Annotated in this window: 23 protein-coding genes, 1 tRNA gene and 1 pseudogene; 15 read left to right on the top strand and 10 right to left on the bottom strand. The window is 47.1% G+C overall.

Annotation, left to right across the window (positions count from 1 at the left end):
- Positions 1–12: 12 nt before the first annotated feature.
- The 5 genes from VC159_RS03715 to VC159_RS03695 all read right to left on the bottom strand — a co-directional run bounded on the left by VC159_RS03715 (position 13) and on the right by VC159_RS03695 (position 5,262).
- Entirely contained in the window at positions 13–1,317 is a 1,305-nt protein-coding gene (locus VC159_RS03715; protein WP_215357546.1) for a malonyl-CoA decarboxylase domain-containing protein, read from the bottom strand.
- 138 nt (positions 1,318–1,455) lie between these two features.
- Positions 1,456–2,364 (bottom strand): LysR family transcriptional regulator, encoded by a 909-nt coding sequence (locus VC159_RS03710; protein ID WP_215357565.1) that lies wholly within the window; start codon positions 2,362–2,364, stop codon positions 1,456–1,458.
- Positions 2,365–2,371: 7 nt separating this feature from the next.
- Positions 2,372–3,160 carry a prolipoprotein diacylglyceryl transferase gene (gene lgt, locus VC159_RS03705; RefSeq protein WP_215357567.1) on the bottom strand — a complete coding sequence of 263 codons (789 nt, stop codon included), beginning with the start codon at positions 3,158–3,160 and terminating at the stop codon, positions 2,372–2,374.
- A 5-nt stretch (positions 3,161–3,165) separates the two neighbouring features.
- A complete protein-coding gene (locus VC159_RS03700; protein WP_215357569.1) occupies positions 3,166–3,630 on the bottom strand; it encodes a DNA polymerase III subunit chi in 465 nt (154 codons plus the stop codon).
- Between the two features lie 27 nt (positions 3,631–3,657).
- A complete protein-coding gene (locus tag VC159_RS03695) occupies positions 3,658–5,262 on the bottom strand; it encodes a leucyl aminopeptidase (RefSeq protein ID WP_416350440.1) in 1,605 nt (534 codons plus the stop codon).
- 163 nt (positions 5,263–5,425) lie between these two features.
- Between VC159_RS03695 and lptF the strand changes: the two genes are divergently transcribed.
- The 3 genes from lptF to VC159_RS03680 all read left to right on the top strand — a co-directional run bounded on the left by lptF (position 5,426) and on the right by VC159_RS03680 (position 8,696).
- Complete coding sequence (gene lptF / locus VC159_RS03690; protein ID WP_215357587.1) at positions 5,426–6,541, top strand: LPS export ABC transporter permease LptF; 1,116 nt, start codon at positions 5,426–5,428, stop codon at positions 6,539–6,541.
- Complete coding sequence (gene lptG, locus VC159_RS03685) at positions 6,538–7,692, top strand: LPS export ABC transporter permease LptG (protein WP_215357589.1); 1,155 nt, start codon at positions 6,538–6,540, stop codon at positions 7,690–7,692. The genes lptF and lptG overlap by 4 nt, the downstream gene beginning before the upstream one ends.
- Positions 7,693–7,754: 62 nt before the next feature.
- Positions 7,755–8,696 carry a CysB family HTH-type transcriptional regulator gene (locus tag VC159_RS03680; RefSeq protein ID WP_215357591.1) on the top strand — a complete coding sequence of 314 codons (942 nt, stop codon included), beginning with the start codon at positions 7,755–7,757 and terminating at the stop codon, positions 8,694–8,696.
- A 38-nt stretch (positions 8,697–8,734) separates the two neighbouring features.
- Here VC159_RS03680 and VC159_RS03675 read toward each other — a convergent pair.
- Positions 8,735–8,819 (bottom strand) — tRNA-Leu (locus VC159_RS03675).
- 152 nt (positions 8,820–8,971) lie between these two features.
- Between VC159_RS03675 and VC159_RS03670 the strand changes: the two genes are divergently transcribed.
- The 8 genes and pseudogenes from VC159_RS03670 to rng all read left to right on the top strand — a co-directional run bounded on the left by VC159_RS03670 (position 8,972) and on the right by rng (position 15,648).
- Positions 8,972–9,691, top strand: a complete 720-nt coding sequence (locus VC159_RS03670) for a YebC/PmpR family DNA-binding transcriptional regulator (RefSeq protein WP_072583807.1) — start codon at positions 8,972–8,974, stop codon at positions 9,689–9,691.
- A gap of 52 nt (positions 9,692–9,743) precedes the next feature.
- Positions 9,744–11,021 (top strand): phosphoribosylamine--glycine ligase, encoded by a 1,278-nt coding sequence (gene purD, locus VC159_RS03665; protein ID WP_323472760.1) that lies wholly within the window; start codon positions 9,744–9,746, stop codon positions 11,019–11,021.
- A gap of 42 nt (positions 11,022–11,063) precedes the next feature.
- The gene (hemF, locus tag VC159_RS03660; protein ID WP_323473556.1) at positions 11,064–11,975 is read left to right on the top strand and encodes an oxygen-dependent coproporphyrinogen oxidase; all 912 of its coding nucleotides are present in this window, start codon (positions 11,064–11,066) and stop codon (positions 11,973–11,975) included.
- On the top strand, positions 11,972–12,661 hold the full coding sequence (locus tag VC159_RS03655) for a nicotinate-nucleotide adenylyltransferase (RefSeq protein ID WP_323472759.1): 690 nt from the start codon (positions 11,972–11,974) through the stop codon (positions 12,659–12,661). The genes hemF and VC159_RS03655 overlap by 4 nt, the downstream gene beginning before the upstream one ends.
- A gap of 45 nt (positions 12,662–12,706) precedes the next feature.
- Positions 12,707–13,093: pseudogene (gene rsfS, locus VC159_RS03650) on the top strand (ribosome silencing factor); the annotation flags it as partial.
- A gap of 23 nt (positions 13,094–13,116) precedes the next feature.
- Entirely contained in the window at positions 13,117–13,560 is a 444-nt protein-coding gene (rlmH, locus tag VC159_RS03645; RefSeq protein WP_323472758.1) for a 23S rRNA (pseudouridine(1915)-N(3))-methyltransferase RlmH, read from the top strand.
- A gap of 4 nt (positions 13,561–13,564) precedes the next feature.
- Positions 13,565–14,188, top strand: a complete 624-nt coding sequence (locus tag VC159_RS03640; protein WP_215357605.1) for a Maf family protein — start codon at positions 13,565–13,567, stop codon at positions 14,186–14,188.
- Positions 14,185–15,648 carry a ribonuclease G gene (gene rng / locus VC159_RS03635; protein WP_323472757.1) on the top strand — a complete coding sequence of 488 codons (1,464 nt, stop codon included), beginning with the start codon at positions 14,185–14,187 and terminating at the stop codon, positions 15,646–15,648. The genes VC159_RS03640 and rng overlap by 4 nt, the downstream gene beginning before the upstream one ends.
- A gap of 10 nt (positions 15,649–15,658) precedes the next feature.
- On the opposite strand, the gene msbA is transcribed toward rng, so the two are convergent.
- Positions 15,659–17,422, bottom strand: coding sequence for a lipid A export permease/ATP-binding protein MsbA (gene msbA / locus VC159_RS03630; protein WP_323472756.1), 1,764 nt, complete (start codon positions 17,420–17,422; stop codon positions 15,659–15,661).
- 10 nt (positions 17,423–17,432) lie between these two features.
- Here msbA and VC159_RS03625 point away from each other — a divergent pair, with 10 nt between their 5' ends.
- From VC159_RS03625 to VC159_RS03615, 3 genes are read left to right on the top strand one after another with little or no spacing between them, the layout of a single operon-like run.
- Complete coding sequence (locus VC159_RS03625; protein ID WP_323472755.1) at positions 17,433–18,194, top strand: glycosyltransferase family 2 protein; 762 nt, start codon at positions 17,433–17,435, stop codon at positions 18,192–18,194.
- The gene (locus tag VC159_RS03620; RefSeq protein WP_323472754.1) at positions 18,191–18,970 is read left to right on the top strand and encodes a glycosyltransferase family 2 protein; all 780 of its coding nucleotides are present in this window, start codon (positions 18,191–18,193) and stop codon (positions 18,968–18,970) included. The genes VC159_RS03625 and VC159_RS03620 overlap by 4 nt, the downstream gene beginning before the upstream one ends.
- Positions 18,971–18,982: 12 nt before the next feature.
- Positions 18,983–20,140 (top strand): glycosyltransferase family 9 protein, encoded by a 1,158-nt coding sequence (locus VC159_RS03615; protein ID WP_323472753.1) that lies wholly within the window; start codon positions 18,983–18,985, stop codon positions 20,138–20,140.
- Positions 20,141–20,168: 28 nt separating this feature from the next.
- On the opposite strand, the gene dnaE is transcribed toward VC159_RS03615, so the two are convergent.
- The gene (dnaE, locus tag VC159_RS03610) at positions 20,169–23,786 is read right to left on the bottom strand and encodes a DNA polymerase III subunit alpha (RefSeq protein WP_323472752.1); all 3,618 of its coding nucleotides are present in this window, start codon (positions 23,784–23,786) and stop codon (positions 20,169–20,171) included.
- 15 nt (positions 23,787–23,801) lie between these two features.
- Here dnaE and gluQRS point away from each other — a divergent pair, with 15 nt between their 5' ends.
- The gene (gene gluQRS, locus VC159_RS03605) at positions 23,802–24,740 is read left to right on the top strand and encodes a tRNA glutamyl-Q(34) synthetase GluQRS (RefSeq protein WP_323472751.1); all 939 of its coding nucleotides are present in this window, start codon (positions 23,802–23,804) and stop codon (positions 24,738–24,740) included.
- Between the two features lie 12 nt (positions 24,741–24,752).
- On the opposite strand, the gene VC159_RS03600 is transcribed toward gluQRS, so the two are convergent.
- Both VC159_RS03600 and VC159_RS03595 read right to left on the bottom strand, forming a co-directional pair.
- Positions 24,753–26,180: a DEAD/DEAH box helicase gene (locus tag VC159_RS03600; protein ID WP_323472750.1), complete on the bottom strand. Its 1,428-nt coding sequence runs from the start codon at positions 26,178–26,180 to the stop codon at positions 24,753–24,755.
- A 45-nt stretch (positions 26,181–26,225) separates the two neighbouring features.
- Entirely contained in the window at positions 26,226–26,633 is a 408-nt protein-coding gene (locus VC159_RS03595) for a GlcG/HbpS family heme-binding protein (RefSeq protein WP_072583972.1), read from the bottom strand.
- Between the last annotated feature and the right edge of the window lie 11 nt (positions 26,634–26,644).

The following is a 26,644-nucleotide window of genomic DNA, read 5'->3' as shown; positions in this document are numbered from 1 at the left end:
AAAAATATATTTCTAGGCCTGCATCAATCGGCCAACTGCACGTGAATAATCAATTTCCCCATGGGTAAAGCGCTCATGATTCTCCTCAACAGAGGAAAGATCGTACAAATAATTAACCATGAGTGCTGCCGACTGCCGCAAACCCTTGCGAGAGAGATCTCCAGCCCAGTTAATTTGATGAAGCTTAGCGCCGTTGCCCAAGTGAAACTTAGCAACCGGGTTACCGTTACGACCAGCAGAGCCTAAGCCCAAGTAAATACTTGCGAGACATAGTAAAGCGGCTTTTTCTTTTTCAGTAGCATTGTCTGGATGCCAGCCAGCACTTAAACGCTCAGGCCAAGAGCGATGAGCAAGTCCAAGGGCTTCTAAGGATTGCTCGCGCGCTGTACGAATTGCAGGCTTGAGTTGAGTGCCGGTCTTTTCGCCGCCAATATCTGCGCCAGCAGCAACCCAGTCAATGAAGCCTGGAATAGGTGAAAGCGTCACAAAGGTTTTGAGACCAGGGAATTCTGCATGCAATTGTTCTGCAACGCGCTTAATCAAGAAGTTACCCATGGAAACGCCGCGCAAGCCTGGCTCACAGTTACTAATGGAATAAAAAGCAGCCACTTTATATTGCGAAGTTTGATGAACGGTCTCCGCCTTCTTATCTACCAACGGAGTGATGACAGCGGGGATCTCTGGCAAAAGCGCTACTTCAACGAAAATCAAAGGCTCATTTGGAAGCTGCGGATGAAAGAAGGCAAAGCAGCGGCGATCAGGCTGTAAGCGGCGGCGCAGGTCATCCCAGCCATCAATTGCATGAACAGCCTCATGCTGAATGAGCTTTTCAAGAACTTCAGCAGGCGACTTCCAATCTACCCGATGCATCTTCAAAAATCCTGGGTTAAACCAAGAAGATAAGAGGTGACGCAAGTCAAAATCAACCGCAGTTAACTCAGGTTGCTTTTCGAGCAACTGCAACAGATCACGACGCATTCCTACTAACGCAGCAGTTCCATTGGTTGCGCGATTCAGTCGACGAAACAATTCTTGCCTCGGCGGCTCAGTCACACGCTGTAATTTAATGTAATTACGAGCACTTGCTTCTGCTGAAAAATTTTGCGCGGCAGCCATGACTGCAGCAGCATCAGGATTGAGTTTTTCAAATAGAAAATTGAAAAATTTAGAATGTTGATCTTTGGAGAGCTTGCGATAGTTGTGGATCACATCGTCAGCCATGCTGACGGCATTCGATTCACCACGCTCTGAAATGAGTCGGTTGACCGCGCCGGTAACGCGGGAAAAGTAACGGGCTTTTGCTAGCTTTTCAAGCATGTATATCTCTCAAAGAATTCAACCCAAAGGGTGAGGGGTTGAGCACTAATGTATAGCTGAGCCATACCTGAATCAATTAATGAAAGTATATATTCATTAACTTTAAGTTAATAGATTAGCTAACGTGTTAAGACAGGGTTAGGAATTATTGCGATGCAACATGCGGGTTTCAGCCGCTAGAGCGAGGATATTGGGGTTTGATTCATTAGCCTGGAGGTACATTAGGGCAATATGTTGGGTTACCTGATATTTTGGCAATAAAGGGGTAAATTCAATCGCATCACCCATTAAAGCCTTCACCCGACCAGGCAGCAAAGATCTTCCCAGGTCGCCTGAGACCATATTCATGAGAGAAAAGATATCGCCCACCTTCATCACCACATTGGGGGCAAATCCAGCTAACTGGAAAGCTTCATAAAACCCTGAAGTGGTGGCAAAACCATCTTGAAGGGTCAAAAACTTCTCATTTTGGTACTCGGATAAATCAATATTGGCTTCGGTTGGCTTATTGTTTTTTGAGGAGGCTAAAAACAACTGGTCCTCAAAAAGAGGAACTACCTGGACGCCCTCTGGAAGATCTCTTGTAGGAACTGCCATGACTACTGCATCTACATTACCCTCGCTGAGCCGCTTCATCAAATCCTCGTTAGATCCCAGATATAAATCAATATCCAAATCAGGTCTACGAATTTTGGTGCCCATGATGACTCTAGGAATGATATTGGCAGTCAAAGAGTACATTGACCCTAGACGAATTTGCCCGCTCTCGACACCGGCCTTGGCTCTAGTCTTTTTTAGAACGCGGTCTACATCGGCCAATAAATCTGCACTTGCTTCAGCCAAATAAATAGCAGCTGGCAAAGCTTTTAACTGACGCCCATCTTTTACAAATAGAGCGCACCCTATTCCGGATTCCAGCGAATGCAATGCCTTGTGAATACTGACTGAACTTAAGCGTAACTCTTCCGCTGTTTTAGAAAGACTGCCAGTCCGTATAAACGAGCACAGTACCTCTAATTTTCGAAGTGTTAGCTCTTCATTCAGCATGCGCTAATTATTGACTCTTGGATTTGAATGCAGTCATGAGATAGAGGCCAAACAACATCATTGGCACACACAACCACTGACCCATAGATAAGCCCAAGCCCAAGAGGCCCAAGAAGGAATCGGGCTCACGCGCATACTCCGCTAAGAAACGGCAAATACCGTAACCCAACAAGAAAAATCCGGACACCTGACCAACACGTCTAGGCCTACCTGCATAAATCCAGAGCGCAATACCGAGCAGCACACCTTCACCAAGCAGTTGATAAATCTGCGATGGATGGCGTGGGATGGAATCCACTAAAGGAAAAATCATCGCCCAAGGTAAATCAGTAGGCCTGCCCCATAACTCACCATTAATAAAGTTCCCCAGTCGACCGAAAGCCAAGCCAAAGGGAACTAGTGGCGCAACCAAATCACTCACGACAAAAAAGGTGGTCTTGTGTTTTTTAGCGAACCAGAAGAGTGCAACCAGCACCCCTAACAAGCCGCCATGAAAAGACATGCCGCCTTCCCAAATTTTAAAAATACTCAAAGGATGAGTTAGATAGAAGCCTGGCATATAAAACAAGGTGTAACCCAAACGACCACCTAGCACCACGCCAAGAACGCCGGCAAAAAGAAGATCCTCAAGATCTTTATAGGTCCAACCCAGGGCTTGGTAGCGTGGGGCGAGAATACGCAAGCGCCCTAGAAGTAAAAATTGAACGAAGGCCATTAAATACATCAAGCCATACCAATGAATTGCAAAAGATCCAATACGAATTGCTGCAGGGTCAAACTGTGGATGAATCAACATAGCTCTTAGTTTTTGGATTGATCGAAGTTATGCAGCTCATGGCCCAACTCTCGATAAGCCTTAAAGCGCTCGCGCCCTGCCAATCGCTCTGCTTCATTCACAGTGACCACCTCAACGATTCTGGGAAAGCGCGCAACCAAGGCTGGCACATCAGCAGGCATACGCATTCCCAAATGAATCATGACATCAGCATGGGGAATACCGCTCAAGGATGGGGAAGCAAAGTCATCCGTTAGTACTATTGGGGTTTCGGCTGCGGCCTCGTCCTCAATAAAACAGTGCGGCAAAAAATCAGTACTACTAAATGCCCAAAGAAGTTCATTCAGCTTTTTCAGATCCGCCTTCTCGCCCACCATCAGAATATTGCGGACTGGTTCACCTTCTGGCGTAGCGCTCCAAATCTTCCGCGTGAGGCGACAAGCGTATTCGAGCTTGTCACTAACATTGCTATGAAAATCGATTCGAGCCATTCAATATTTACCCAGGATATAGAGTGCTTACTTGCGCTCGAGCAAGAAGTTCACTAAAAGCGGCACAGGACGACCGGTAGAGCCCTTGGCGGCGCCACTCTTCCATGCAGTGCCAGCGATATCCAAGTGCGCCCATTTGTATTTCTCGGTAAAGCGAGACAAGAAGCAGGCTGCTGTCACACTGCCAGCTGGACGACCACCAATATTGGCCACATCTGCAAAATTGGATTTAAGTTGCTCATGATAGGCCGCATCCAAAGGCAAACGCCATACGGTATCTAAAGAAGCATGACCCGCTTTAGTCAGCTCACTTACCAAGTTCTCCTCTTCAGAAAACAAACCGCTGTGCACATGACCCAAGGCAATCACGCAAGCACCAGTTAAGGTGGCAACGTCAATCACTGCTGCCGGTTTAAAGCGCTCTACATAAGTCAGCGCATCACACAAAATTAAGCGTCCCTCTGCATCAGTGTTGAGAATCTCAATAGTCTGTCCAGACATGCTCTTCACAATATCGCCAGGACGAGTGGCTTGGCCTGATGGCATATTTTCACAAGTAGGAATGACGCCAATCACATTCTTCTTCAATTTCATTAAAGCAACGGAGTACATCGTACCGATCACTGAAGCTGCGCCACACATGTCGTACTTCATTTCATCCATGGCTTCACCTGGCTTTAATGAAATTCCGCCAGTATCAAAAGTAATTCCCTTGCCCACCAAAACAATCGGCGCCTCTCCTGCTTTGCCACCTTGATGTTTCATCACAATAAATTGCGGCGGGGTAGCGGATCCTTTGGCAACGGATAAAAATGAACCCATTCCCAATGCTTCAATTTGCTTAAGCCCAAGCACATCCACTTTCAGAGCAGTTTTTTTACTTAAGCCCTGCGCTGTCTTGCCGAGGTAGGTAGGTGTACAGATGTTTGGAGGAAGATTGCCCAAGTCCTTCGCCAAGTGCATGCCCTCTACTATGGCGACACCCTGCTCTACCGCAGCCTTAAGCTCTTTAGCGCAGGTATCGTTACCTGCAAAAATGAGATGCTTAAAAGTATCTGCTTTATCTTTTACTTTGAATTTCATGGTGGGTTGACGAACGCCAAAACGATAAGCTTGGTCGCCAGCGTATTGAACGGTCAGGCGAACCTCTTCTGCAATGAAGTCAGCTTTGTGAGCCAGCGCAAAACTTGGCGTAAACCAAAGCGCACTTTCAATTGATCCGCCACTTAAAACCTTCAAAGCTGCACGAGCAACTTTGGAATAGGTAGTCAAACTCCGTTCGCTAGCAAGATGTACATCGCCCAAACTCACTAGCAATACTCTTTTTGCTTTAACGCCATTGCTAGACCAAGATTTTTCTGCACGCAACATGCATACGGAAGCTTGCTTGGAATCTAAATCCCCAAGAATATTGGCGTGATTGACTGCGCCTCCGAGCAAGAGATCTAACTCTGGCAAAAATCCTACTTTTGCCTTGGCGCCCTTAGCGCCTGAGAAACTATCTAAATCCGCCTGGGAATATGCCAAAACCAAGCAGTCGGTATTGTTGCTAAGCAAGGATTTGAGGCTAGATTTCTGGAGTTTTAGGCTCTGAAGGTCTGCTTGAGGGAAAATCTTGGTGCTGAATTGAATTGTCATAATCTATTAAGGTGTTTTGGTCGATTCAAAAGGGGTAATCTGCTAATTTGGGACGTTTATCCATTATCCTCCGACATGAGAATAACTTCCCTTACCTCCAGCAATATAAGCCATTTACAAGCCCAATAACCTTTCGAATCCAGACCTATAAATTCTCATGATTTTTAACCAGGCCCTTCGCCGCGAACTCAGTTTTACGACTGGCGGGGTCTTTTTGGTCTTAGTCACCATTATGGTGACCACCTTGGTGATCCGAATTTTGGGTTATGCCGCTAACGGGGCGGTCAATCCAGAAGATGCACTCGTTTTGATTGCTTTGGCTACCCTGGGTTATCTTGCCGTTCTTTTAACAGTCTCTCTATTTGTCGCAACCCTCATTGTTCTGGTGCGCTGGTACAAAGACTCAGAAATGATTGTGTGGTTTGCTAGTGGCTTAAGCGTTACCAATCTCATTCGCCCTATCATGCAATTTGCTACGCCGCTCATCATTGTGATCGCGCTTCTGGCTCTTTTTGTCTGGCCCTGGGCAAACCGAGAATCTACTTTAATTAGTCAACGCTTTCAACAACGTGATGATGTATCCATGGTGAGTGCTGGACAATTCAAAGAGTCCGCAAAAGCAGAGCGCGTATTTTTCATTGAAGAGCTCGATGTTGATAAAAGTGAAGTCAAGAATATCTTCGTAGCCGACTCTAAGAATGGTCGACTGAGTATTGCAGTTTCCCAAACTGGCTATATTCAAAACTCTGCAGGTGGCGAGAAATCTATCGTGCTGCATAACGGCAGGCGCTATGAGGGGCAACCCACGCAGCCCGATTTCAGAATTCTGGAATTTAATGAATACAGTACCAAGATACGGAGTAAAGAATCATTGGCGCCCGCACCACGTGATCGCGAGAAGACAATCACTGAACTTTTAAATGATCCTAATCCAGCCTCTATCAACCCTAATCGTGCTGAGTTACTGTGGCGTATTGGCTTGCCATTAATGGCATTGGGTTTGGTGCTGATTGCAATTCCGCTGGCTTATGTGAACCCTCGCTTGGGTAATTACACTGCGATGTTTTATGCGGTCTTAATTTATTTAATCTATAGCAACTTGCTTAACCTAACGCAAAATTTTGTCTCGCAAGGCAAGGTCAGTGTTTTTGTTGCCATCTGGCCTATTCATTTGCTTGCCCTCTTAATTGCGACAGCCTTAATTCGCAATCGTATTAATCCCTCTCTAAAGTGGTGGCGCCGTCAATTGCCCGCCTCTATGGCCACCAAATGAAATTGCTCTTTCCTTTCATTTACGAGCGCTATTTAGCCAAGCAGATTTATGCTGCTTTTGGCTTTATCTTGTTCGCCTTGGTAGCTTTGTTTTTGTTCTTCGATATCTTGAGCGAGTTAGGGTCTGTGCAAGGAGCCTACACACTTCCTCTAGCGCTACTTCATGTTCTTCTAAAAGCGCCAAGCCGAATCTCTGAAATCATCCCCATTGCAGGCTTGATTGGCAGTATCTATGTGTTTGCAATGCTGGCTAGCCAGTCTGAATTCACCATTTTGCGCATCGCTGGATTAGACGTTAAACGCGGGCTCATTACCCTCACAAAAATTTCCCTTCCCTTAGTAGCGCTCACACTCATCATGAGTGAATGGGTTGGCCCTTATTCCGAGGCAAAGTCTGATCAGATTAGGATGAAGGCTATGGGCTCAGCCTATACGTCACAATTTAAAACAGGTGTTTGGGTAAAGGATCGCTTACGCGATGAGGATGGTAGCGGACCTGTGAGACCTGGAGTGCGCTATGTCAACGTAGGTAAGGTTGATAAAGATAATGAGATTCAAAATATCCGCATGTATGAGTTTGATGACACCTATCATCTTCTCTCTATTCGTAGCGCAGTCTCCGGACAGTTTGATGAGACTGGCATCTGGGTTTTAAATGACGTCACCGAAACTCGCTTTAAAGAAACCAAGCAGTCTGACCCACTGAACCCCGTTTTTTCTGCACAAACTTTTACGCATCCGATTCTCACTCTGGAGTCGGAGGTCACGCCCCAAATTTTGAATGTGCTCTTAATCAGCCCTGAAAAAATGTCGATCATGAGCTTAGGTCGCTTCATCTCTCACCTGCGTGAAAACAAACAAGATGCGCAAAGACATTCCATTGCTTTCTGGAAGAAGGTGGTTTATCCCTTCACAATTTTTGTGATGCTCACACTAGCCCTTCCGTTTGCATACCTTAAGGTTCGAGCAGGTAGTGTTGGTATCAAGGTGTTTGGTGGAATCATGCTGGGTATGAGCTTCCAGCTGTTTAACTCCCTCTTCTCTAACGTTGGGCTCTTAGGTTCTTGGCCAGCACTACTAACAGCGCTTACCCCGCCTTTGCTCTACTTCCTTTTGGCGCTATTCGGGTTGCGCTGGGTTTCTAAGGCTTAATACCCAAAAATCATTTAGAATTTGATTCCTATATTATTGCTGATATATAGATAGGAATCCTTATGAATCTCCACCAATTCCGCTTTGTACGTGAAGCCGTTAGGCAAAACTTCAATTTAACGACAGCAGCTAAAGCCTTATTCACCTCTCAGCCGGGGGTTTCTAAGGCCATTATTGAGTTGGAAGATGAGTTAGGTGTGGAGATCTTTCGTCGCCATGGCAAGCGCATTCGCTCCTTGACCGAACCAGGTAAACGTATTTTGAGTTCTATTGAGCGCATCCTCGATGAAGTGGAAACACTGAAGAGAGTGGGTAAAGATTTTGCTAGCCAAGATCAAGGCAGTCTCGTCATTGCCACTACCCATACACAAGCGCGCTACGCACTTCCTAAAGTGCTGACTGAATTTACCAAACGCTTTCCAAAAGTTAAGGTGAGTATTCAGCAAGGTAATCCAGGTCAAATTGCAGAGTTACTCACACATGATCGTGCAGATATTGCCATTGCTACCGAAGGGATTGCGAATACCCCAGGCGTGCTCGCTTTACCAGGATATCAATGGCAGCACGTACTCATGGTGCCCTTAAGCCATCCCCTTCTCAACCAGGCAACGCTTACTCTAGAAGAGATTGCTAAGTACCCCATCATCACTTACGACAAAGCATTTGCTGGTCGCAGCAAGATTGATGCAGCCTTTGCACAAAGAAATATTGCGCCCGATATTATTTTGGAAGCCATCGATGCTGACGTCATTAAGACTTATGTAGAGACGGGTATGGGCATTGGTATTGTTGCGGGTCATGCTTATGACCCTGATCGAGATCGCAATCTCAAGGTCATTCCTGCGGGACATTTATTTGGCAACAACGTCACCCATATTGGTGTTAAACAAGGCGCCTACCTCAGGTCCTTTGTTTACACCTTCATTGAACTCTTCTCACCAACACTCACGAAGAAGATTGTTGAGCAGGCAATGAATAACGAATCCGAGACTTACGAAATTTAAATAATCTGGGGATGCTCAAGGACTGAACAGTCTTTGAGTGGTGCCTCGGGGCGGACTCGAACCGCCACGCCTTGCGGCACCGGATTTTGAGTCCGGCACGTCTACCAATTCCATCACCGAGGCAGGTGTTTGCAGTGGAAATTCTGCTTACTTTGCTACTTTGTTACTACTAAGACATGAGAGTGTAACAAAAAATGCTTGCTTACCCCCTACCTTGGGTCTAGAACCCCTTAAAATGAGGTCTTCTAGCCAAATTATTAAAAGGACTTACCCGTATGGCCGGCCATTCGAAATGGGCCAATATTCAGCACCGCAAAGGTCGTCAGGACGAAAAACGCGGCAAGATTTGGACCAAACTCATTAAAGAAATTACCGTAGCCGCCAAATTAGGCGGTGGTGATATTGCTACCAACCCACGTTTACGCTTGGCTATTGATAAGGCCAAAGACTCAAATATGCCGAACGATAACGTGCAAAGAGCAATTCAACGCGGCACCGGATCTCTAGAAGGCGTGAACTACGAAGAAATTCGTTATGAGGGTTATGGCATGAATGGCGCCGCCATTATTGTCGATTGCTTAACCGATAACCGTACTCGCACCGTTGCAGAGGTTCGCCATGCTTTTAACAAGAATGGCGGCAATATGGGTACCGAAGGTTCTGTTGCTTTTTTATTCAAGCATTGTGGGCAGATGTTATTTGCCCCAGGCACTAGCGAAGATCAACTCATGGAAGTTGCATTAGATGCTGGCGCTGAAGATGTGATTACTCACGATGATGGTTCTTTAGAGGTACTGTCTCCTGTTCCTGATTTTTCAAATGTACAAGATGCTATTAGTAAAGCAGGCCTCAAGCCTGAGCTAGCAACGGTTGCCATGCGCCCTGAGACTGAGATTGCTTTGGAAGGTGATCAGGCTGAGAGCATGCAGAAATTATTAGATGCGCTCGAGAACTTAGATGACGTTCAAGAAGTGTTTACGAACGCTGCACTTTAATTTTTAAATTCATTTTCTTTAATTACTTCATTTAAATACTAGATAGCTTGTTATGAAAATTCTCCTAATCGGATCTGGCGGACGCGAACATGCGCTAGCTTGGAAGTTGGCCCAATCCCCGCAAGTCCAAACGGTGTATGTTGCTCCTGGCAATGGTGGTACAGCTACCGCCAAACAAACTGCTGCAGGCATTGAGAACTTACCGATCACTGGATTGCAAGAGCTCGCTGATTTTGCTAAGCGCGAGAAGATTCATCTAACGGTTGTAGGCCCAGAAGCTCCGCTGGCCGCCGGCATTGTGGATGTATTCCGCAACAATGGCTTGCGTATTTTTGGTCCAACACAATTGGCGGCTCAACTGGAATCCTCCAAAGACTTTTCTAAAGCCTTTATGAAGCGTCATGGTATTCCAACAGCCGATTACCAAACGTTTTCTAGCGCCCTTGAAGCACATGCCTATATTGATGCCAAGGGTGCGCCGATTGTGATTAAAGCTGATGGCCTTGCTGCAGGTAAAGGCGTAGTGGTTGCTATGAGTCTTGAAGAAGCGCATGCTGCGGTTGACATGATGTTGGCTGATAATAAATTAGGCAATGCAGGCGCCCGTGTTGTGATTGAAGAATTCCTAACAGGTGAAGAAGCCAGCTTTATTGTTCTAGTAGATGGCAAGAATGTTCTTGCATTAGCGACCAGTCAAGATCACAAGCGTTTACTAGATGCTGACCAAGGCCCAAATACAGGTGGCATGGGTGCCTACTCCCCTGCGCCAGTTGTTACCCCAGAAATTCATGCACGTGCATTGCGTGAAGTGATCATGCCAACAGTGAAGGGCATGCAAGCAGATGGCATTCCGTATACAGGCTTCTTGTATGCAGGCTTAATGATCTCCCCTGATGGCAAGATCAAGACCTTGGAATTTAACTGCCGCATGGGCGACCCAGAAACTCAACCGATCATGGCTCGCCTGCGCAGTGATCTCGTCAATGCACTAGATCATGCGGTTGACGGCACGCTCAATGAAGTTGAGCTGGAATGGGATCGTCGCACTGCACTAGGCGTTGTGCTTGCAGCCCACAATTACCCTGATACCCCACGTGCTGGTGATGTGATTACCGGCATTCCGGCTGATACTGAAGATCAAATTACGTTCCATGCTGGTACGAAATTGCAGGATGGCAAAGTGGTGACATCCGGCGGACGGGTGATGTGCGTAGTGGGTCTCGCAGATACTGTGCGTGGTGCCCAACAAAAAGCATATGAAGCCATCAGCCATATCCAGTTTGACGGCATGCAATACCGTAAAGATATTGGCTACCGCGCAATTAAGTAAACCCATCAAGTTAGAGCACCCTTGTCAGATCAACAGACCCAAATCGATATCGCAACCCTAAAGGACTATTTTTTAGGGTTGCAAGATCGCATCACAAGTGCCATGAGCGCTTTAGATGGCAAGGTCTTTGTTGCTGATGAATGGCATAAGCCAGAAGACAGCAAACTCAAAGGCTATGGTCGCACCTGCATTTTAGATGGCGGTAATATTCTGGAAAAAGGTGGTGTGGGCTTCTCCCATGTCCGCGGCGATCAAATGCCCCCTTCCGCATCTCATCATCGTCCAGAGGTGGCAGGTCGTAGCTTTGAAGCAATGGGCGTGTCTTTGGTATTCCACCCAAATAACCCCAAAGTACCCACCACGCATATGAATGTGCGTTGCTTTATTGCGCAAGCGCCTGGTAAAGAGCCGGTATGGTGGTTTGGGGGCGGCTTTGACCTCACGCCCTACTACGGCGTTGATGAAGACTGCAAGCACTTTCACCAAACTGCCAAGGATGCCTTAGACCCTTTTGGCGAAGAGCTCTACCCTCGCTTTAAAAAATGGTGTGATGAATACTTCTACCTAAAGCATCGTGAGGAGCCGCGCGGCATTGGCGGCGTTTTCTTTGATGACTTTAATGAGCTTGGGTTTGAGAAAAGTTTTGCTATGACTCGCGCAGTGGGTGATGCATTTATTAACGCTTACCTGCCGATCGTGCAGCGCCGCTATCAAGATAGCTTCACCCCCGAAGAAAAGGCCTTCCAAGAATATCGCCGCGGTCGCTATGTGGAATACAACTTGATCTTTGATCGAGGCACCATCTTTGGTTTGCACTCTGGTGGTCGCACTGAATCCATTCTGATGTCGATGCCGCCAGTAGTTCAGTGGTGGTACAACTGGCAGCCAAAGCCCGGAACTCCTGAGGCTAAGCTATATGACTATTACCTTAAGCCACGAGATTGGCTAGCTTGAGCGCTATAAAGAAAATTGGCATTCTTGGGGGTACATTTGACCCTCCTCATGTAGGCCATTTGAAATTGGCTACCCATTTTGCAAAGCTACTCCACTTAGATGCACTGCTACTTATTCCGAGTGGTGAGCCATGGCAAAAGGGAACTGGCATCACTGCCGCAGAAATGCGTCTGAAGTTAACTGAAGCTGCTGGCATTGATTTGGCGAGAGCATTTTTATATCTCAAGATCTCCACTCAAGTAGGCATTGATCGCATGGAGATTGATCGCGCTGGGCCTAGTTATGCGATTGATACCGTTAAAGCCTTGCGTGAGCGCTTTGGAACAAACGCTAGCCTGACTTGGCTGATGGGAGCAGACTCTCTTGTTGCCCTCCCTAGCTGGAACTCCTGGGAGAAGCTAAGCCAGTTTGTCAATTTTGCGGTGGCAACTAGGCCACATCATGATTTAAAGCGAGAAATAAGCTCCGAAGTGAGTCAATTCTTGAAAACTAATCAAACATCTGATGCTAAAGCTCTTGAAAATAGCGCTGCAGGCCTCATATACATCGATGAAAGCTTAAATATTGATCTATCCTCAACAGCACTACGAGATCGCCTCAAATCCAGCTCACGGAGCGCTATTGCATCCGAGCAAATTCCAACCCACACCCTAGAAATCATTACAAATCTGGGCTTGTATCAGTAATCAAGCTAAGATCACCCTAATTAGAAAAATTATTGCCGAGAAAATATGGACTTACGTAAATTACAACGCGTCGTGATTGATGCCCTAGAAGATGTTAAAGCACAAGATATCCGCGTGTATGACACCACTAAATTAAGCGAGTTATTTGATCGAGTGGTCATTGCCACTGGTTCTAGCAACCGCCAAACGCGCTCTTTAGCCATGTCGGTTAAAGAAGAGGTGAATGCTAAAGGTGGAGAAGTTATTTCTATCGAAGGTTTAGAAACTGGTGAATGGGTACTGGTTGATTGTGGCGATATCGTCGTACATATTTTGCAACCAATGTTGCGCTCCTACTATCAGCTTGAAGGTATGTGGGGTGCTAAACCTGTACGCGTGAAATTAGCTGGTGATAAAGGTCTTGTTAAAGCCAGCGAATCCGAAGACGACGAGTAATCTCGTCGTCACTTGCGGCAATGCGGCTCACCATCGTCTCTGTTGGTCATAAGATGCCTGATTGGGTTGCTACGGCAACTCATGACTACATTAAAAGAATGCCGGCAGATTGCAGCATTGAAATCAAAGAGATTAAACCCGATCTCACCCCTGCTAAAGAAGCCTTAAAGATTGCAGCAGCCATTCCCAAGGGATCCAGAGTGATCGCTTTGGATGAGCGAGGCAAAGACCAAACCACTCAGAATCTTGCCACTCAACTGGCTAGCTGGCGTCAAGAAGGCTTCGACATTACCTTCTTAATTGGTGGCGCAGATGGCCTGGACCCCAGCCTGAAAGCAAGTGCGCAAGCGATGTGGCGACTCTCCAGTCTTACCTTGCCACATGCCATGGCCAGAGTCATGTTGGTAGAGCAGCTTTATCGAGCCTGGACTATTCTGCAAGGCCACCCCTATCATCGCGAGTAATCCGTTGAACTCTTTTATTTATCTCGCCTCACAAAGCCCTCGCCGCCAAGAGCTCTTAAAGCAAATGGGTATTTGCTTTGAAATGCTGCTACCAAGTTCAGATGAAGATAGCGAGAGCATCGAAACCCCTCTCCCGCAAGAAAAGGCACACACCTACGTAGAGCGCGTTACCTTAGCAAAAAGTGCTGCAGCACTTTTAAGGTGGAAAAAAAGTGGTTTGCCTTGGGCCCCCATTCTTTGCGCCGATACTACTGTGAGCTTACCCACTCATCCTAATGGTGAAATTCTGGGCAAGCCAGTTGACGCAGAGGATGCCACTCGAATTTTGAAAATGCTCAGCGGCAAAATACATGAAGTTCTCAGCTCAGTAGCGGTGACCGTCAGTCCCGATGAAAATCCCATACAGCTTGTACAGGTTTCTAAAGTTCAGTTTGCCGATTTATCAACGGAACAGATTGATGCCTATATTGCTAGCGGCGAACCCTTTGGTAAGGCTGGCGCCTATGGCATACAGGGCTTGGGTGGGGCTTTTATTCCTTCAATTCAGGGCAGCTATAGCGGTATCATGGGCCTACCTATTTATGAAACAAAGCTTTTACTAGATCGCGCCCAAGTCAGCAGCATATGAATGAAGAAATACTGATCAATATCACCCCGCAAGAAACGCGCGTTGCTTTAATTCAGCAAGGGGCGGTTCAAGAGTTACAAATTGAGCGTACTCGCCAACGCGGTATCGTGGGAAATATCTATTTAGCCAAAGTCGTTCGTGTACTGCCAGGCATGCAATCCGCATTTATCGAAATTGGTCTTGAGCGCACCGCATTTATGCACGTCGCTGACATCACACAAAATAATCCTCAAGCACAAATTGAAAAATTATTGTTTGAAGGTCAAACACTATTGGTGCAGGTATTAAAAGATCCTTTAGGGACAAAAGGTGCACGCTTAACAACCCAACTGAGTATTGCTGGACGTAATTTAGTCTACCTACCTCCGGCAGGTAGCGATACTGCTACTGAAAAATATATTGGCGTTTCTCAGCGGATTGATCAACCTGAAGAGCGTGAAGCCATTAAGACGCGTCTCGCAGGTTTGATGGCTGCAGATGAAAAAGGCGGCATCATCGTCCGTACTAGCGCTCAAGATGCATCCGACACAGAACTACAGCATGACATGCTTTACCTGCGAACTACCTGGGAAAACATTCATGCGGCCATGAAACACAACCCGGCGCCTACCCTGCTCTATCAGGACCTTAGTCTAGCGGAGCGTGTATTACGCGATGTTGCAGGTGAAGACACCACCCAAATCCGTGTGGATTCTGCCGAGAATTTTGAGAAGCTCAAAGCATTTACAAATGCCTACATGCCTAACCTTCTAGGTAAGCTGACTCTGCATCGTGGCGAGCGTGCCCTGTTTGACTTATTTGATGTGGATGCAGAAATTAATAAAGCACTAGGTCGCCGAGTCGACCTCAAGTCTGGCGGCTATCTCATGATCGATCAAACAGAGTCTATGACTACGATTGATGTGAATACAGGGAGTTATGTAGGCGCTCGCAATCTCGATGACACTGTCTTTAAAACCAATCTAGAGGCAGCCCAAGCGATTGCACGTCAACTCCGTTTGCGCAATCTAGGCGGAATCATCATCATTGATTTCATCGATATGGTTAGCAAAGATCATCAAGAGTCTGTATTGCATGAACTCAAACGCAATCTTGAACGCGACCATGCTCGCACCTCAGTGAGTGACTTTTCAGCATTGGGCTTAGTAGAAATGACCCGCAAACGGACGCGTGAGTCCTTAGCCCATATTACTTGTGAGCCATGTGCCACTTGCCTTGGCAAGGGTGAAATTAAAACGGCCCAAACGATTTGTTACGAGATTTTGCGCGAAATTGTGCGAGAGCATCGCCAATTTAATCCACGTGAATTTAGGATTGTGGCTGCACCTGATGTGATTGATTTATTCCTAGAGGAAGAGAATCAATTCTTGGCGCAGTTGGGGGACTTCATTGGCAAGCCAATTACCCTTCAAGCAGAAGGCAGCTTCCGCCAAGAGCAATACGATATCGTTCTGAGTTAAGGTTTTCGAATTAAGCGTTCGAGAATTGGATGCGATGTAAGTTCGCATACAAGCCATCGTGCTTAATCAAATCTTCGTGAGAACCATTCTCGACAATCTTACCGTGCTCCAGAACCACAATTCTGTCAGCATGTTCAATGGTCGATAAACGGTGCGCAATCACTAAAGTCGTTCTATTAGCCATTAAGGTATCCAGCGCTTCCTGAACCTGACGCTCGGATTCAGAATCCAGAGCCGATGTAGCTTCATCCAATATCAGAATTGGTGCATCTTTATAGATAGCACGTGCAATGGCTAAACGCTGACGTTGGCCGCCAGATAAGCGATTACCGTTGTCCCCAACCATGGAATCAATGCCTTCTGGCAATTCTTTGATCATAGCGCTGAGATTAGCGGCTTCTAATGCCTCTATCACACGACCGCGATCGACTCCAGCTGGGCCATTGGCACCATACGCCACATTAGCAGCGATAGTGTCATTAAAGAGAATGACATCTTGACTCACAAATGCGATCTGTCGACGCACGTCTGCCAACACAATATCCTCCAGCGGAATATCGTCCAAGTAAATATGGCCACTAGTAGGCTTGAAGAATCGAGGCAATAAATTGACCAGGGTCGACTTACCGCCACCAGAAGGCCCTACAAAAGCAACCACTTCTCCAGGCTTAATATTGAGATTGACATTGCTAAGGGCATCTTGCCGTCCAGCTTCTTGCTGATAAGAGAATCCAACATCATCAAAACGAATCGCGCCTTTTGCCTTGTCAAGTGACCTCATATCTTGCTTGCGATCTTCATCCTCCTCAAAAGGCTGATCCATCAATCCAAAAATCATCTCTGCAGCAGTAAGGCCACGCTGCAAAGGTTGATTAATGTCGGCTAAATGCTTTAAAGGGGAGATCACCAACATCATTGCTGTAATAAAAGCAGCAAATCCACCGACAGTGGTACCTTCGGTGGTAGATTGCATCAAAGCAATGACCAGCACAACAGATAAAGCCATAGAAGCTATTAACTGAGTAATTGGCTGATTTAAGCCGCCAGTAACAGCTGACTTCAAGGCAAATTGGCGTAGACGTTCTGCTTTTAGCATAAAGCGGTTCATCTCATAATCTTGAGCACCATGCACCTTAACAATCTTGTAACCAGCCGCAGATTCTTCAACGATATATGCCAACTCACTCACTAAAGTTTGCTGCTCTCTATTTAGAGCTCTTAAGCGTCGATTAATTTTGCTCATGATGTAAGCAATCACGGGGAAAATAATTAAGACGACTAATGTTAATTGCCAGTTCAGATATATCAGGTAGCCCATCAATCCAACTACCGTTAAAGAATCACGCACTAAGCTAATTAACATTCCACCCATTACAGAAAGAACGTTATTCACCTCAAAGACAACGCCATTAATTAAAGTAGATGCGGAGTTCTTTTGAAAAAAAGTAGTGCTAGCGTTCAAAAGGGTTTGAAACATTTGCGTACGTAACTTTAAAAGTACGGAGTTAATGACCCTGGTGAGTAAATAGTTCGACAGAAATTGAGCCAAACTCCGAACCAAAGCCAAACCCACCAAGAAAACAGGCACCTGCCAGAGTTTGCTATTGAGCTGCCCAGTAAAGCCTCTGTCTAGCAAAGGCTTCATTAATGCGGGGATTGAGGTCTCGGCGGCGGCAACTACAGCCATAGCCAATAAGGACCCCACAATCAGGCCAATATGGGGCTTGAGGTAGGTAATTAAGCGATTTAGGGCGGTACGGTCTTGAGCATTCATATAATGAATTATGCCCACCTTATCAGTCATACTCATCACCCGCAATGAAGAGGCCAATTTGGACGATTGCCTGACCTCCCTGGAGGGGATCGCCCAGCAGATCGTAGTTGTCGATACCAATAGCTCTGACCGCACCCTAGAGATAGCTAAAAACCATGGGGCAACGATAGCCCAGCCGTCTGATTGGCCCGGTTTTGGACCCCAGAAGAACCGCGCCCTAGATCTGGCTACCAGCGAATGGGTCCTCTCTTTAGATGCCGATGAAAGACTGACCCCAGCCCTAAAGTCAGAAATTCTGACGGCGATTCACCATAGCGCCCATGTGGATTGCTTTGCCATCCCCAGACTGTCTTGGTATTGCGGACGCTTTATCCGCCACTCTGGCTGGAGCCCGGATTATGTCGATCGTTTATTTAAACGGGGCACTGCCCGCTTCTCAGATGATTTGGTTCATGAGCGTCTCATTCCAAGCGGCCAAGTCGCCAAGTTAGAAAATCCCATGTTGCATTACAGCTTCATGAATTACTCTCAAGTACTCCAAAAGCTCGATCGTTATTCCTCCGCCTCTGCAGAGCAAGCCTTTGCTAGAGGTAAAACTAGTAGCCCTCTTAAGGCAGTTCTTCATGGTGCATGGGCATTTTTCCGGACCTATGTTTTGCGTGCAGGATTTCTAGATGGCCCTCAAGGATTTGCATTGGCCGTATCCAATGGCCAGGGAACTTACTACCGCTATATCAAGTTGTGGCATCTGAATCAGGAAGTCAGCAAATGATTTCGATTTTGTTGGCTACGTATAACTGGCCACAAGCACTGAAGCTGTGCCTAGAATCTCTAGCTACGCAAACCGATCAGAACTTTGAAATCATCATTGCCGATGATGGCTCGACCGAGAGTACAAAACATCTCATTGAGTCCATTAAAGGTTCACACCCCGCCTCCATCACACATCTTTGGCAAGAAGACCGAGGCTTTCAGAAAACCAAAATTCTTAATAAAGCAATCGCTGCAGCTCATGGCGACTATCTGGTTTTTTTGGATGGCGATTGCATTGTCCAGCCAGACTTTGTGGCTCAGCATCGTGCGCTGGCACAAAAGGGATACTTAGTTACCGGCAGCAGAGTCCTGCTTAATGAACACCTCACCACCGAACTACTCACTTGGCCCCAATGGAGTTTTGAGCGCTTTTGTTCAAACCTCATTAGCAAGCGCTTGAGTGGTGGCATCAATAAATATTGGCCCCTCAAAGTAAAGTTAGGTAATGGCTCTTGGCGTGATTACAAAAAATTTGTTTGGCGCCGCATCAAGGGTTGCAATATGGCTTGCTGGAAGGCCGATGCTGAAGCCATTAACGGCTTTGATGAGGCTATGACAGGCTGGGGTCATGAGGATGCAGATTTCATCTTCCGCTTACAACACCATCGTATCCGCCGTAAGTCAGGCTCATGGTCTACTGAAGTGCTCCATCTCTTTCATAAAATTCACGATCAAAGCAATGCTGCCGAGAACGCTCGACGGGTTCGTGAGAAGATCTTGGCTAAGGCCCTTTGAACATTCCCACCCATGAATACGTACTCCACACTCAAACCTAAAAAGGTTTTATTTATTGCCACGAGGCAAATTGGAGATGTATTAGTAACAACACCACTAATTAGCAAAGCCAGAGAGCTCTGGCCTGATGCGGAGTTTCATTTTTTAGGGTATCGCGGCAAGTTAGAGATGCTCCATGGCAATCCCGATATTGCTGAAGTGATTGAAACTTCGGATCGTCCTGGTTTTGGTGAATATCTAGCGCTCTTTAATCGCCTGTTTCAACGCTATGATTTAGCCGTTGTTACACAACCCAGCGATCGCGCTTACCTTTATGGCTTGGTAGCGGCCTTTAGAAGAGTCGGCGTACTGGGCGGTCATCCTCAAGGCAAAGATGCGCAGGATCAACAAAAGCGCAGTAAAAGTGAGAAGCAAAATGCCTGGAAGAAATTCATCTGTATGCACACAGTGGATGTTGACTACTTTCAGCAGCATGTCATTACAGAAAAGCTCCGCCTACTAGAAGCTTTCTTTAAGAACCCTCCTGAACTATTTTCCAAGCCGATCTCAGTTACTCCGCCCGCTGGAGAACCCTTAACGCCGATCATTACAAACGAACTTAAGCAGCCTTATGTCGTTGTGCACCCAGGTCCACTAACAGCATACAAACGTTGGCCGCTAGCGTATTGGCAGGAGCTCATCACCTGGCTCGTAAAGCAAAACCTTCAGGTGGCATTAAGCGCCTCACCTGCCAAGCAAGATGTACAACTTAATCACGACATCATTTCCCTGTTGGATGAAGAAACTAAGAAAAAAGTAATTAATGCTGCTGGTAAATTATCCATTCCTCAAGCGGGCACTTTGATTTGTGGTGCTGCCTTGTATATTGGGGTTGATACTTCCATCACCCACTTAGCAGCAGCATGCAATACCCCAACCATCACTCTCTTTGGCGCCACCCCACCAACGAACTTTGGCCCATGGCCCAATGGTTTTATTGGTGAGCAGCCATATCAATTGCGGGCTCGTACCCAAACCGTTGGTAATGTCACCATACTGCAAGGTCCTGGTGAATGCGTGCCTTGCCGTAAAGCAGGATGCTTAGATAAAGCCGATAGTTACAGCGAGTGCCTGGACTTACTAGAGCCTAAGCAAGTCATTGAAGCGATTCAGAAAGCATTACCGAACTAAAGGAACGGTCAATACTGCAATGCCGAACTTAGTGATACTGAATCTGTACGGGATCTTTTTGCTTAGAAGCCAAGATTTGATTTAAGCCATGCAAGCAGGCATCGTCAGGATAAATTCGTAACTCTTCTGGGAACTGCATCAAGCAAGCGCCACCACTGGTAGTGACAGCAGCCGTCAGCATCAAGCCCTTCATGCCATCATTAGATCCTGGTGCAGCAGGAGCAGACGCCCCTAACTTGGGATCACGCACACGATTAGCCATCAGATAAGGATTAATTTGGCTACGGAGCATCTTGATATCAATCGCATTATCAATACAGACATGCACATTGCGGGCAAAACGCATACGCGCGCCCGTAATATCCATTACCGCTTCAGACACAATACGCATGCCGCCTGAGAACTTATCGGGCGTCACATTGACCTTGGCAACCAAGAGCTCATCTTCTTTTAGCCAGGAACGATTCGGCTCATAGACTTCGCTATACAAGGTGACTTCGAGGGCTGCAGAGCCGTCATCGATAGTTGCAATCATCATGCGCCCACGTTGACCAGTCAGCATCCGTGCTGAAGTAATAATGCCGGCAATGAGCTGATCCTTGCCTTCTGTAACTTTAGATAATGGCTGACGAATAAAGTGTGAAGTCTCATCACGATAGGCATCAAACATATGGCCAGTTAAGCAAAGCCCTAAAGAAGTCTTCTCTTCTTGCAGACGTTTCTTCTCAGACCAGACAGGCTGGCGCACTAGCTCTGGGAGATGGCGGTCCTCTTCACCAGCCGCCTCAAATAAGCTCACCTGATGAATCGATGCCTCCGCTTGCTCAGCAGCCTCAATCGCTCTAGCCAAAGAGGCGAGCAAGGTAGAGCGGATGTCATATAAATTGCCGCCAGCTGGAACGGAATCACGATACAAGCTATCAAAAGCGCCTGCACGCATCAGCGCTTCAATCGCGCGGCGATTGACTTGCCTGCGATCTACCCGTGCGCAGAAATCAAACAAATCCTTAAATGGTCCGCCAGCTTCACGTTCCTTCACGATGGACTCAATTGCCGCCTCACCAGTGCCGCGCACTGCACCTAAGCCATAACGAACATGACTAATTGGGGAATCAGGGGCAGCATCGGGTGCGCGCAATGGGGTGAACTCATAAACACCGGTATTGATATCTGGCGAGAACACCCGAATGTTATTCACTGAGCAATCGTCATACAGAATCTTCACCTTATCGGTGTCATCCATCGCGAGTGATAAGTTGGCCGCCATAAATTCAGCGGGGTAATACGCTTTAAGCCAAGCAGTTTGATATGCTAAAAGTGCGTATGCAGCAGCGTGGGACTTATTAAATCCGTAACCCGCAAAACGCTCCATCAAGTCATAGATCTCATTTGCCTTTGACTCTGTAATACCACCCGCTTTTGCACCATCACTAAAAATCTTGCGATGCTGCGCCATCTCTTCCGGCTTTTTCTTACCCATCGCACGACGCAACATGTCGGCACCACCCAATGAGTAGCCGCCAATCATTTGCGCCATTTGCATTACCTGCTCTTGGTAAACCATGATGCCGTAGGTTTCTTGCAAAACGGGCTCGATACGGGGATCTGGGTACTCCACTTTTTGACGCCCATGCTTACGCTCAATAAAGTCCGGAATCAAATCCATAGGGCCCGGACGATACAAAGCCACTAAAGCAATAATGTCTTCAAAGCGGTCAGGCTTAGCTTCACGGAGCATGCCTTGCATGCCACGGCTTTCTAGCTGGAACACAGCAACGGTGTTAGCGCGCTTCAGAACATCAAAGGCTTTTTCATCATCGAGTGCAATCTCGCCAATATTCCAATCTCTGCGATCAGCGTGTAAGGCTTTAATCCAGCGCTCTGCTGCTGCCAAAATGGTTAGGGTGGTCAAGCCCAAGAAGTCGAACTTCACCAGGCCAATCGCCTCTACATCATCTTTATCAAACTGACTGATGACGGAGCTACTGTCTTGATCTTTACTTTCTTGGGTGTAGAGCGGACAAAAATCAGTAAGGCGCCCTGGGGCAATTAATACGCCGCCAGCATGCATGCCGACGTTGCGAGTCATGCCCTCTAACTGTTGCGCCAAGGAAAGTAGTTGACGCACTTCATCTTCATTCTTTTCGCGCTCGGCTAATTGCTTCTCTTCTTTCTTCGCCATCTCAATGGTCATGTACTGACCTGGCTTATTCGGAATGAGTTTAGCGATGCCGTCTACGAAGTTATAGCCCTGCTCTAGCACACGCCCCACATCGCGAATGGCCGCCCGGGCAGCCATAGTTCCGAAGGTGGCAATCTGACTCACTGCGTCTTTACCGTACTTATCTTTTACGTACTGAATCACACGGTCGCGACCATGCTGACAGAAGTCAATATCGAAGTCGGGCATGGATACCCGCTCTGGATTGAGGAATCGCTCAAACAGTAAGTTGTAGCGGAGTGGATCCAAATCGGTAATACCGAGTGAGTACGCCACTAAGGAGCCCGCACCAGATCCACGACCAGGACCTACAGGTACACCATTATTTTTAGCCCAGTTAATAAAGTCCGCAACGATCAAGAAGTAACCCGGGAATCCCATTTGAGAAATCGTCTTGACTTCAAATACCAAACGCTCGTGATAGCGCTTCATTTCTGTTTCGCGCTCTTCGACATCCGGGAAATTACGCTCCATGTGGCGCTTCAAACCGACCTCGGATTGCTGCAACAAATAGTCTTCCAAAGTAATTCCGGGCGGTATTGGAAAATCTGGCAAGCGTGGCTGACCTAATACCAATGAGAGATTGCAACGCTTGGCAATTTCCACTGAGTTTGCCAATGCTGCAGGCAAATCAGCGAAACGCTTTTCCATCTCATCTTGCGTTAAAAAATACTGTTCATCATTAAACTTTTTAGCGCGGCGTGGGTTACCTAGCAACTCCCCTTCAGCAATACAAACCCGAGCTTCATGCGCCGTAAAGTCGCTCTTTTGCATGAACTGCACTGGGTGGGTTGCAACCACCGGTAGATTTAGTTCACTGGCGAGATGGCAAGCAAGCTGGAGTTGTTTTTCATCTTGAGGATTACCGCTGCGCTGTACTTCGATATAAAAAGATTTCGGAAAGAGTTTTTCGTAGCGTCTGGCAACAATCTTGGCATGGTCTTCTTGCCCACCCAATAGCGCGATACCGACTTCACCCATGCGTGCGCCAGAAAGTGCAATCAAGCCATAAGAGAGTGTGCGCTTAGCTGCTTTATCTTCTGCTTTAGCGGCAGGCTCACTAAACCAAGCGGAATCGACTTCAGCACGACCACGGGATTGATTATCGAGAGATGCTCTACTAAGCAGCTCACATAAATTGAGGTAACCGGAATGGTTTTGCACCAAGAGTAACAAGCGGTGAGGCTGATCTGGATCCTGGGGGTTGCTCACCCAAACATCCGCTCCGGCAATCGGCTTGATCCCGCCAGAACGAGCGGCGGTATAGAACCGCACTAAACCAAATAAGTTACTTAAATCGGTAATTGCTAACGCACCCATCTCATCTTTGACGGCGGCAGCTACCGCATCATCAATACGCACGACTCCATCCGTAATCGAAAATTCGGAGTGGACGCGGAGATGAACAAAACGGGGTGAAGCCATGAGATGATTTTAGCTGTGTCGACACTCAAAAACCTTCCACCCCCAACCGGCGGCTATCGCGGGCGATTTGCCCCTTCCCCTACCGGACCGCTTCATGCTGGATCCCTGGCTACAGCCCTCGGAAGCTGGTTAGATGCCCGTAAAAATGGGGGGCAATGGCTCCTCAGAATCGAGGATTTAGACGCCCCAAGGTGCACGCCCGAGGCAACCGGGCAAATTCAGGCTCAATTGCTCGCCTGCGGCCTTTACTGGGATGAGGAGGTCATTCATCAATCTCAGCGCCAAAACACTTATCAAAGGGCTTTAAAGCGCTTATATGGGCTTCAATGCCTGTATTACTGCACTTGCTCAAGACAAACTATTGCCAATGCCCTGGCCAAGCTAGGAATAGAAACCCCCCGCAATCAAGAGATGGTCTATCCCGGCACATGCCGCCCTGCCACCTTAATAAGCGATCCCACAGAATCTTTCGGGCAATTGCAGCGGGCTTGGCGGATTGCCCTTCCCCCAAATTGCCATATTGAATTTAAGGATTTGGCCCTAGGCTCTCAAAGCCAAAACCTCAATACAGAAGTAGGTGATTTTGTACTACGCAGGAGTGATGGCTTATTTACTTATCAGCTAGCTGTAGTCGTTGATGATGCCGAGCAGAACATTACACACATCGTTCGTGGCAAAGATTTGCTGAGTAATACTGCAAGGCAAATTTATCTACAAGAAATATTGGGATATAAGCGGCCAGAATATCTTCATCTACCACTGGTGCTCGATGAGCATGGTGAAAAACTGAGCAAGCAAACTTTAGCAACACAAATTAATACGCAAGATGAGAAACACTCGCTGAGAGAGTTACGTAAAGCAGCAACACATTTGGGATTGCAGAATTTGCCGGATGGCGAGAATGTCACTATTGCAGAGTGGCTATTGGCAGCCACTCATTCATGGCGAAGTTAATTACTCAGTTAATTATTTTTTCTTAAAACCGCCGAGTAAAGCGCCAACAGCAGGTTTAGCAGGAGTGATGCCCGCTTTCTCCTCTTCTGGCTTAGAGGAATCTACAGTGGAAGCAGCCGGTGCACTTGGCTCGTAAGGCTTATAGAAGAAAGGGTCAGACATTTTGACTGGTGCGCTGTAAGAGCTTCTAGAGCCACTGGAGCCGCCATAGCTACTAGATGAAGGACGACTTTGTGAAGGCGCACCTTCAGGCAAAGGCTGTACGTCCAACTTACGCTTCATTAACTTTTCGATATCGTCAAGCAAACGCTTTTCACTAGCATCCACTAAGGCAATCGCATCACCTTTGCTGCCAGCACGACCTGTTCGACCAATGCGGTGAATAAAGTCTTCTGCGTTGTAAGGCAGCTCGTGATTAATCACGCACGGCATATCGGGAATATCTAAACCACGTGCAGCAACATCGGTTGCTACTAATGCTTCGATTGCGCCAGACTTAAAGGCATCCAGAGTTAAAGTACGCTCGCCCTGACTCTTGTCACCATGAATCGCGCCCGCTTTAATACCGTCACGCTCTAAGGCACGAGATAGCTTTGCGCAACCCAAACGGCTATTAGTAAAGATGATGCATTGGCGTGATAAACCAGCACGGGTACGCGCTTCTAGTACTTTGACAATCGCGCGTTGCTTGTCGGCAGAGGAAACCATGTGCACTACTTGCTTCACCGTATCAGCCGCAGCATTTTGACGTGCCACCTCAACTGTTACTGGAGTACGCAAATAACTTTGTGCCAGTTTCTTAATTTCTGGTGAGAACGTTGCAGAGAACAACAATGTCTGTCTTTGCGCAGGAATTAAATCAATGATGCGCTGTAGGTCAGGCAAGAAACCCATATCGAGCATGCGATCGGCTTCATCCAAAACCAAAATCTCTACTTGAGAGAGATTGGCAACCTTAGAGCCAATGTGATCTAGTAAACGTCCTGGGGTGGCGATCAAGATCTCTACGCCATTACGCAGTATCGCGACTTGCTCTTTCATATCCACGCCACCATAGACAACGGCAGCCCGCAAATCAGTATGTTTGGAGTAGCTTGCCGCATTCTCGGCTACTTGCACTGCCAGCTCACGGGTCGGAGTGAGAACCAATGCACGGATTGGATGACGTGCTGGCGATGCGCTGTTACTCGCGTGACGCAAAATCTTTTGAATGATCGGCAATACAAAGGCGGCCGTCTTACCAGTACCAGTTTGTGCCGCACCCATCAAGTCACTGCCCGCCAATACATGCGGAATAGATTGAGCTTGAATCGGAGTAGGAATGGTGTAACCCTGTTCAAGAACCGCTTTTTGAATTTTCGGATCTAAACCAAAGTCAGCAAAAGTAATTGTTGCTGGAGGAGCAGTATCAGTAGCACCAGGGGTAGCGGTATCGCTCACCCCTGTAGATGAATTTATTTCAGTAGCAATATTTGTCAAGGTAACTTACAGGATGGCCGCAATGCCGGCCTTAGCGGTTTCAGCATCCTCGGTCGATTTAACGCCGGAAACGCCGACTGCGCCGATGGTAAAGCCATTTACATCGATATTGACCCCACCTTCCAACATGCCCGAAATATGTGGAGCAGATAAGAAAGAGGTGCGGCCGTTATTAATAATTTCTTCATAAACGCGACTTTCGCGTTTACCCATTGCAGCAGTACGCGCCTTCTCTTGTGCAATGTATGCAGATACTGGAGCACAACCATCACGACGAATCAAGCCCAACATATGACCGCCGTCATCACAAACGGCAATCGTTACCGCCCAATTATTGGCGGCTGCATGCTTGTTTGCTGCATCCAAAATCTTTTGAGCATCAGCTTGAGTGAGGTAAGGCTTAGTTGCGGTCATGTTTAATCTTT

It is taken from the genome of Polynucleobacter sp. JS-JIR-II-c23, assembly GCF_035011225.1.
GTDB lineage: Bacteria > Pseudomonadota > Gammaproteobacteria > Burkholderiales > Burkholderiaceae > Polynucleobacter.
The sequence above is the reverse complement of the archived record's forward strand: the minus strand, read 5'-3'. Positions and strand labels throughout refer to the sequence as shown.

Coding starts and splice junctions, on each gene's coding strand:
- VC159_RS03715 (WP_215357546.1), bottom strand. CDS start 1,317: ATGCTTGAAAAGCTAGCAAAAGCCCGTTACTTTTCCCGCGTTACCGGC.
- VC159_RS03710 (WP_215357565.1), bottom strand. CDS start 2,364: ATGCTGAATGAAGAGCTAACACTTCGAAAATTAGAGGTACTGTGCTCG.
- VC159_RS03620 (WP_323472754.1), top strand. CDS start 18,191: ATGATTTCGATTTTGTTGGCTACGTATAACTGGCCACAAGCACTGAAG.
- VC159_RS03615 (WP_323472753.1), top strand. CDS start 18,983: ATGAATACGTACTCCACACTCAAACCTAAAAAGGTTTTATTTATTGCC.
- purD (WP_323472760.1), top strand. CDS start 9,744: ATGAAAATTCTCCTAATCGGATCTGGCGGACGCGAACATGCGCTAGCT.
- dnaE (WP_323472752.1), bottom strand. CDS start 23,786: ATGGCTTCACCCCGTTTTGTTCATCTCCGCGTCCACTCCGAATTTTCG.
- lptF (WP_215357587.1), top strand. CDS start 5,426: ATGATTTTTAACCAGGCCCTTCGCCGCGAACTCAGTTTTACGACTGGC.
- VC159_RS03625 (WP_323472755.1), top strand. CDS start 17,433: ATGCCCACCTTATCAGTCATACTCATCACCCGCAATGAAGAGGCCAAT.
- msbA (WP_323472756.1), bottom strand. CDS start 17,422: ATGAATGCTCAAGACCGTACCGCCCTAAATCGCTTAATTACCTACCTC.
- VC159_RS03680 (WP_215357591.1), top strand. CDS start 7,755: ATGAATCTCCACCAATTCCGCTTTGTACGTGAAGCCGTTAGGCAAAAC.
- rng (WP_323472757.1), top strand. CDS start 14,185: ATGAATGAAGAAATACTGATCAATATCACCCCGCAAGAAACGCGCGTT.
- VC159_RS03670 (WP_072583807.1), top strand. CDS start 8,972: ATGGCCGGCCATTCGAAATGGGCCAATATTCAGCACCGCAAAGGTCGT.
- lptG (WP_215357589.1), top strand. CDS start 6,538: ATGAAATTGCTCTTTCCTTTCATTTACGAGCGCTATTTAGCCAAGCAG.
- VC159_RS03700 (WP_215357569.1), bottom strand. CDS start 3,630: ATGGCTCGAATCGATTTTCATAGCAATGTTAGTGACAAGCTCGAATAC.
- rlmH (WP_323472758.1), top strand. CDS start 13,117: ATGCGGCTCACCATCGTCTCTGTTGGTCATAAGATGCCTGATTGGGTT.
- VC159_RS03595 (WP_072583972.1), bottom strand. CDS start 26,633: ATGACCGCAACTAAGCCTTACCTCACTCAAGCTGATGCTCAAAAGATT.
- lgt (WP_215357567.1), bottom strand. CDS start 3,160: ATGTTGATTCATCCACAGTTTGACCCTGCAGCAATTCGTATTGGATCT.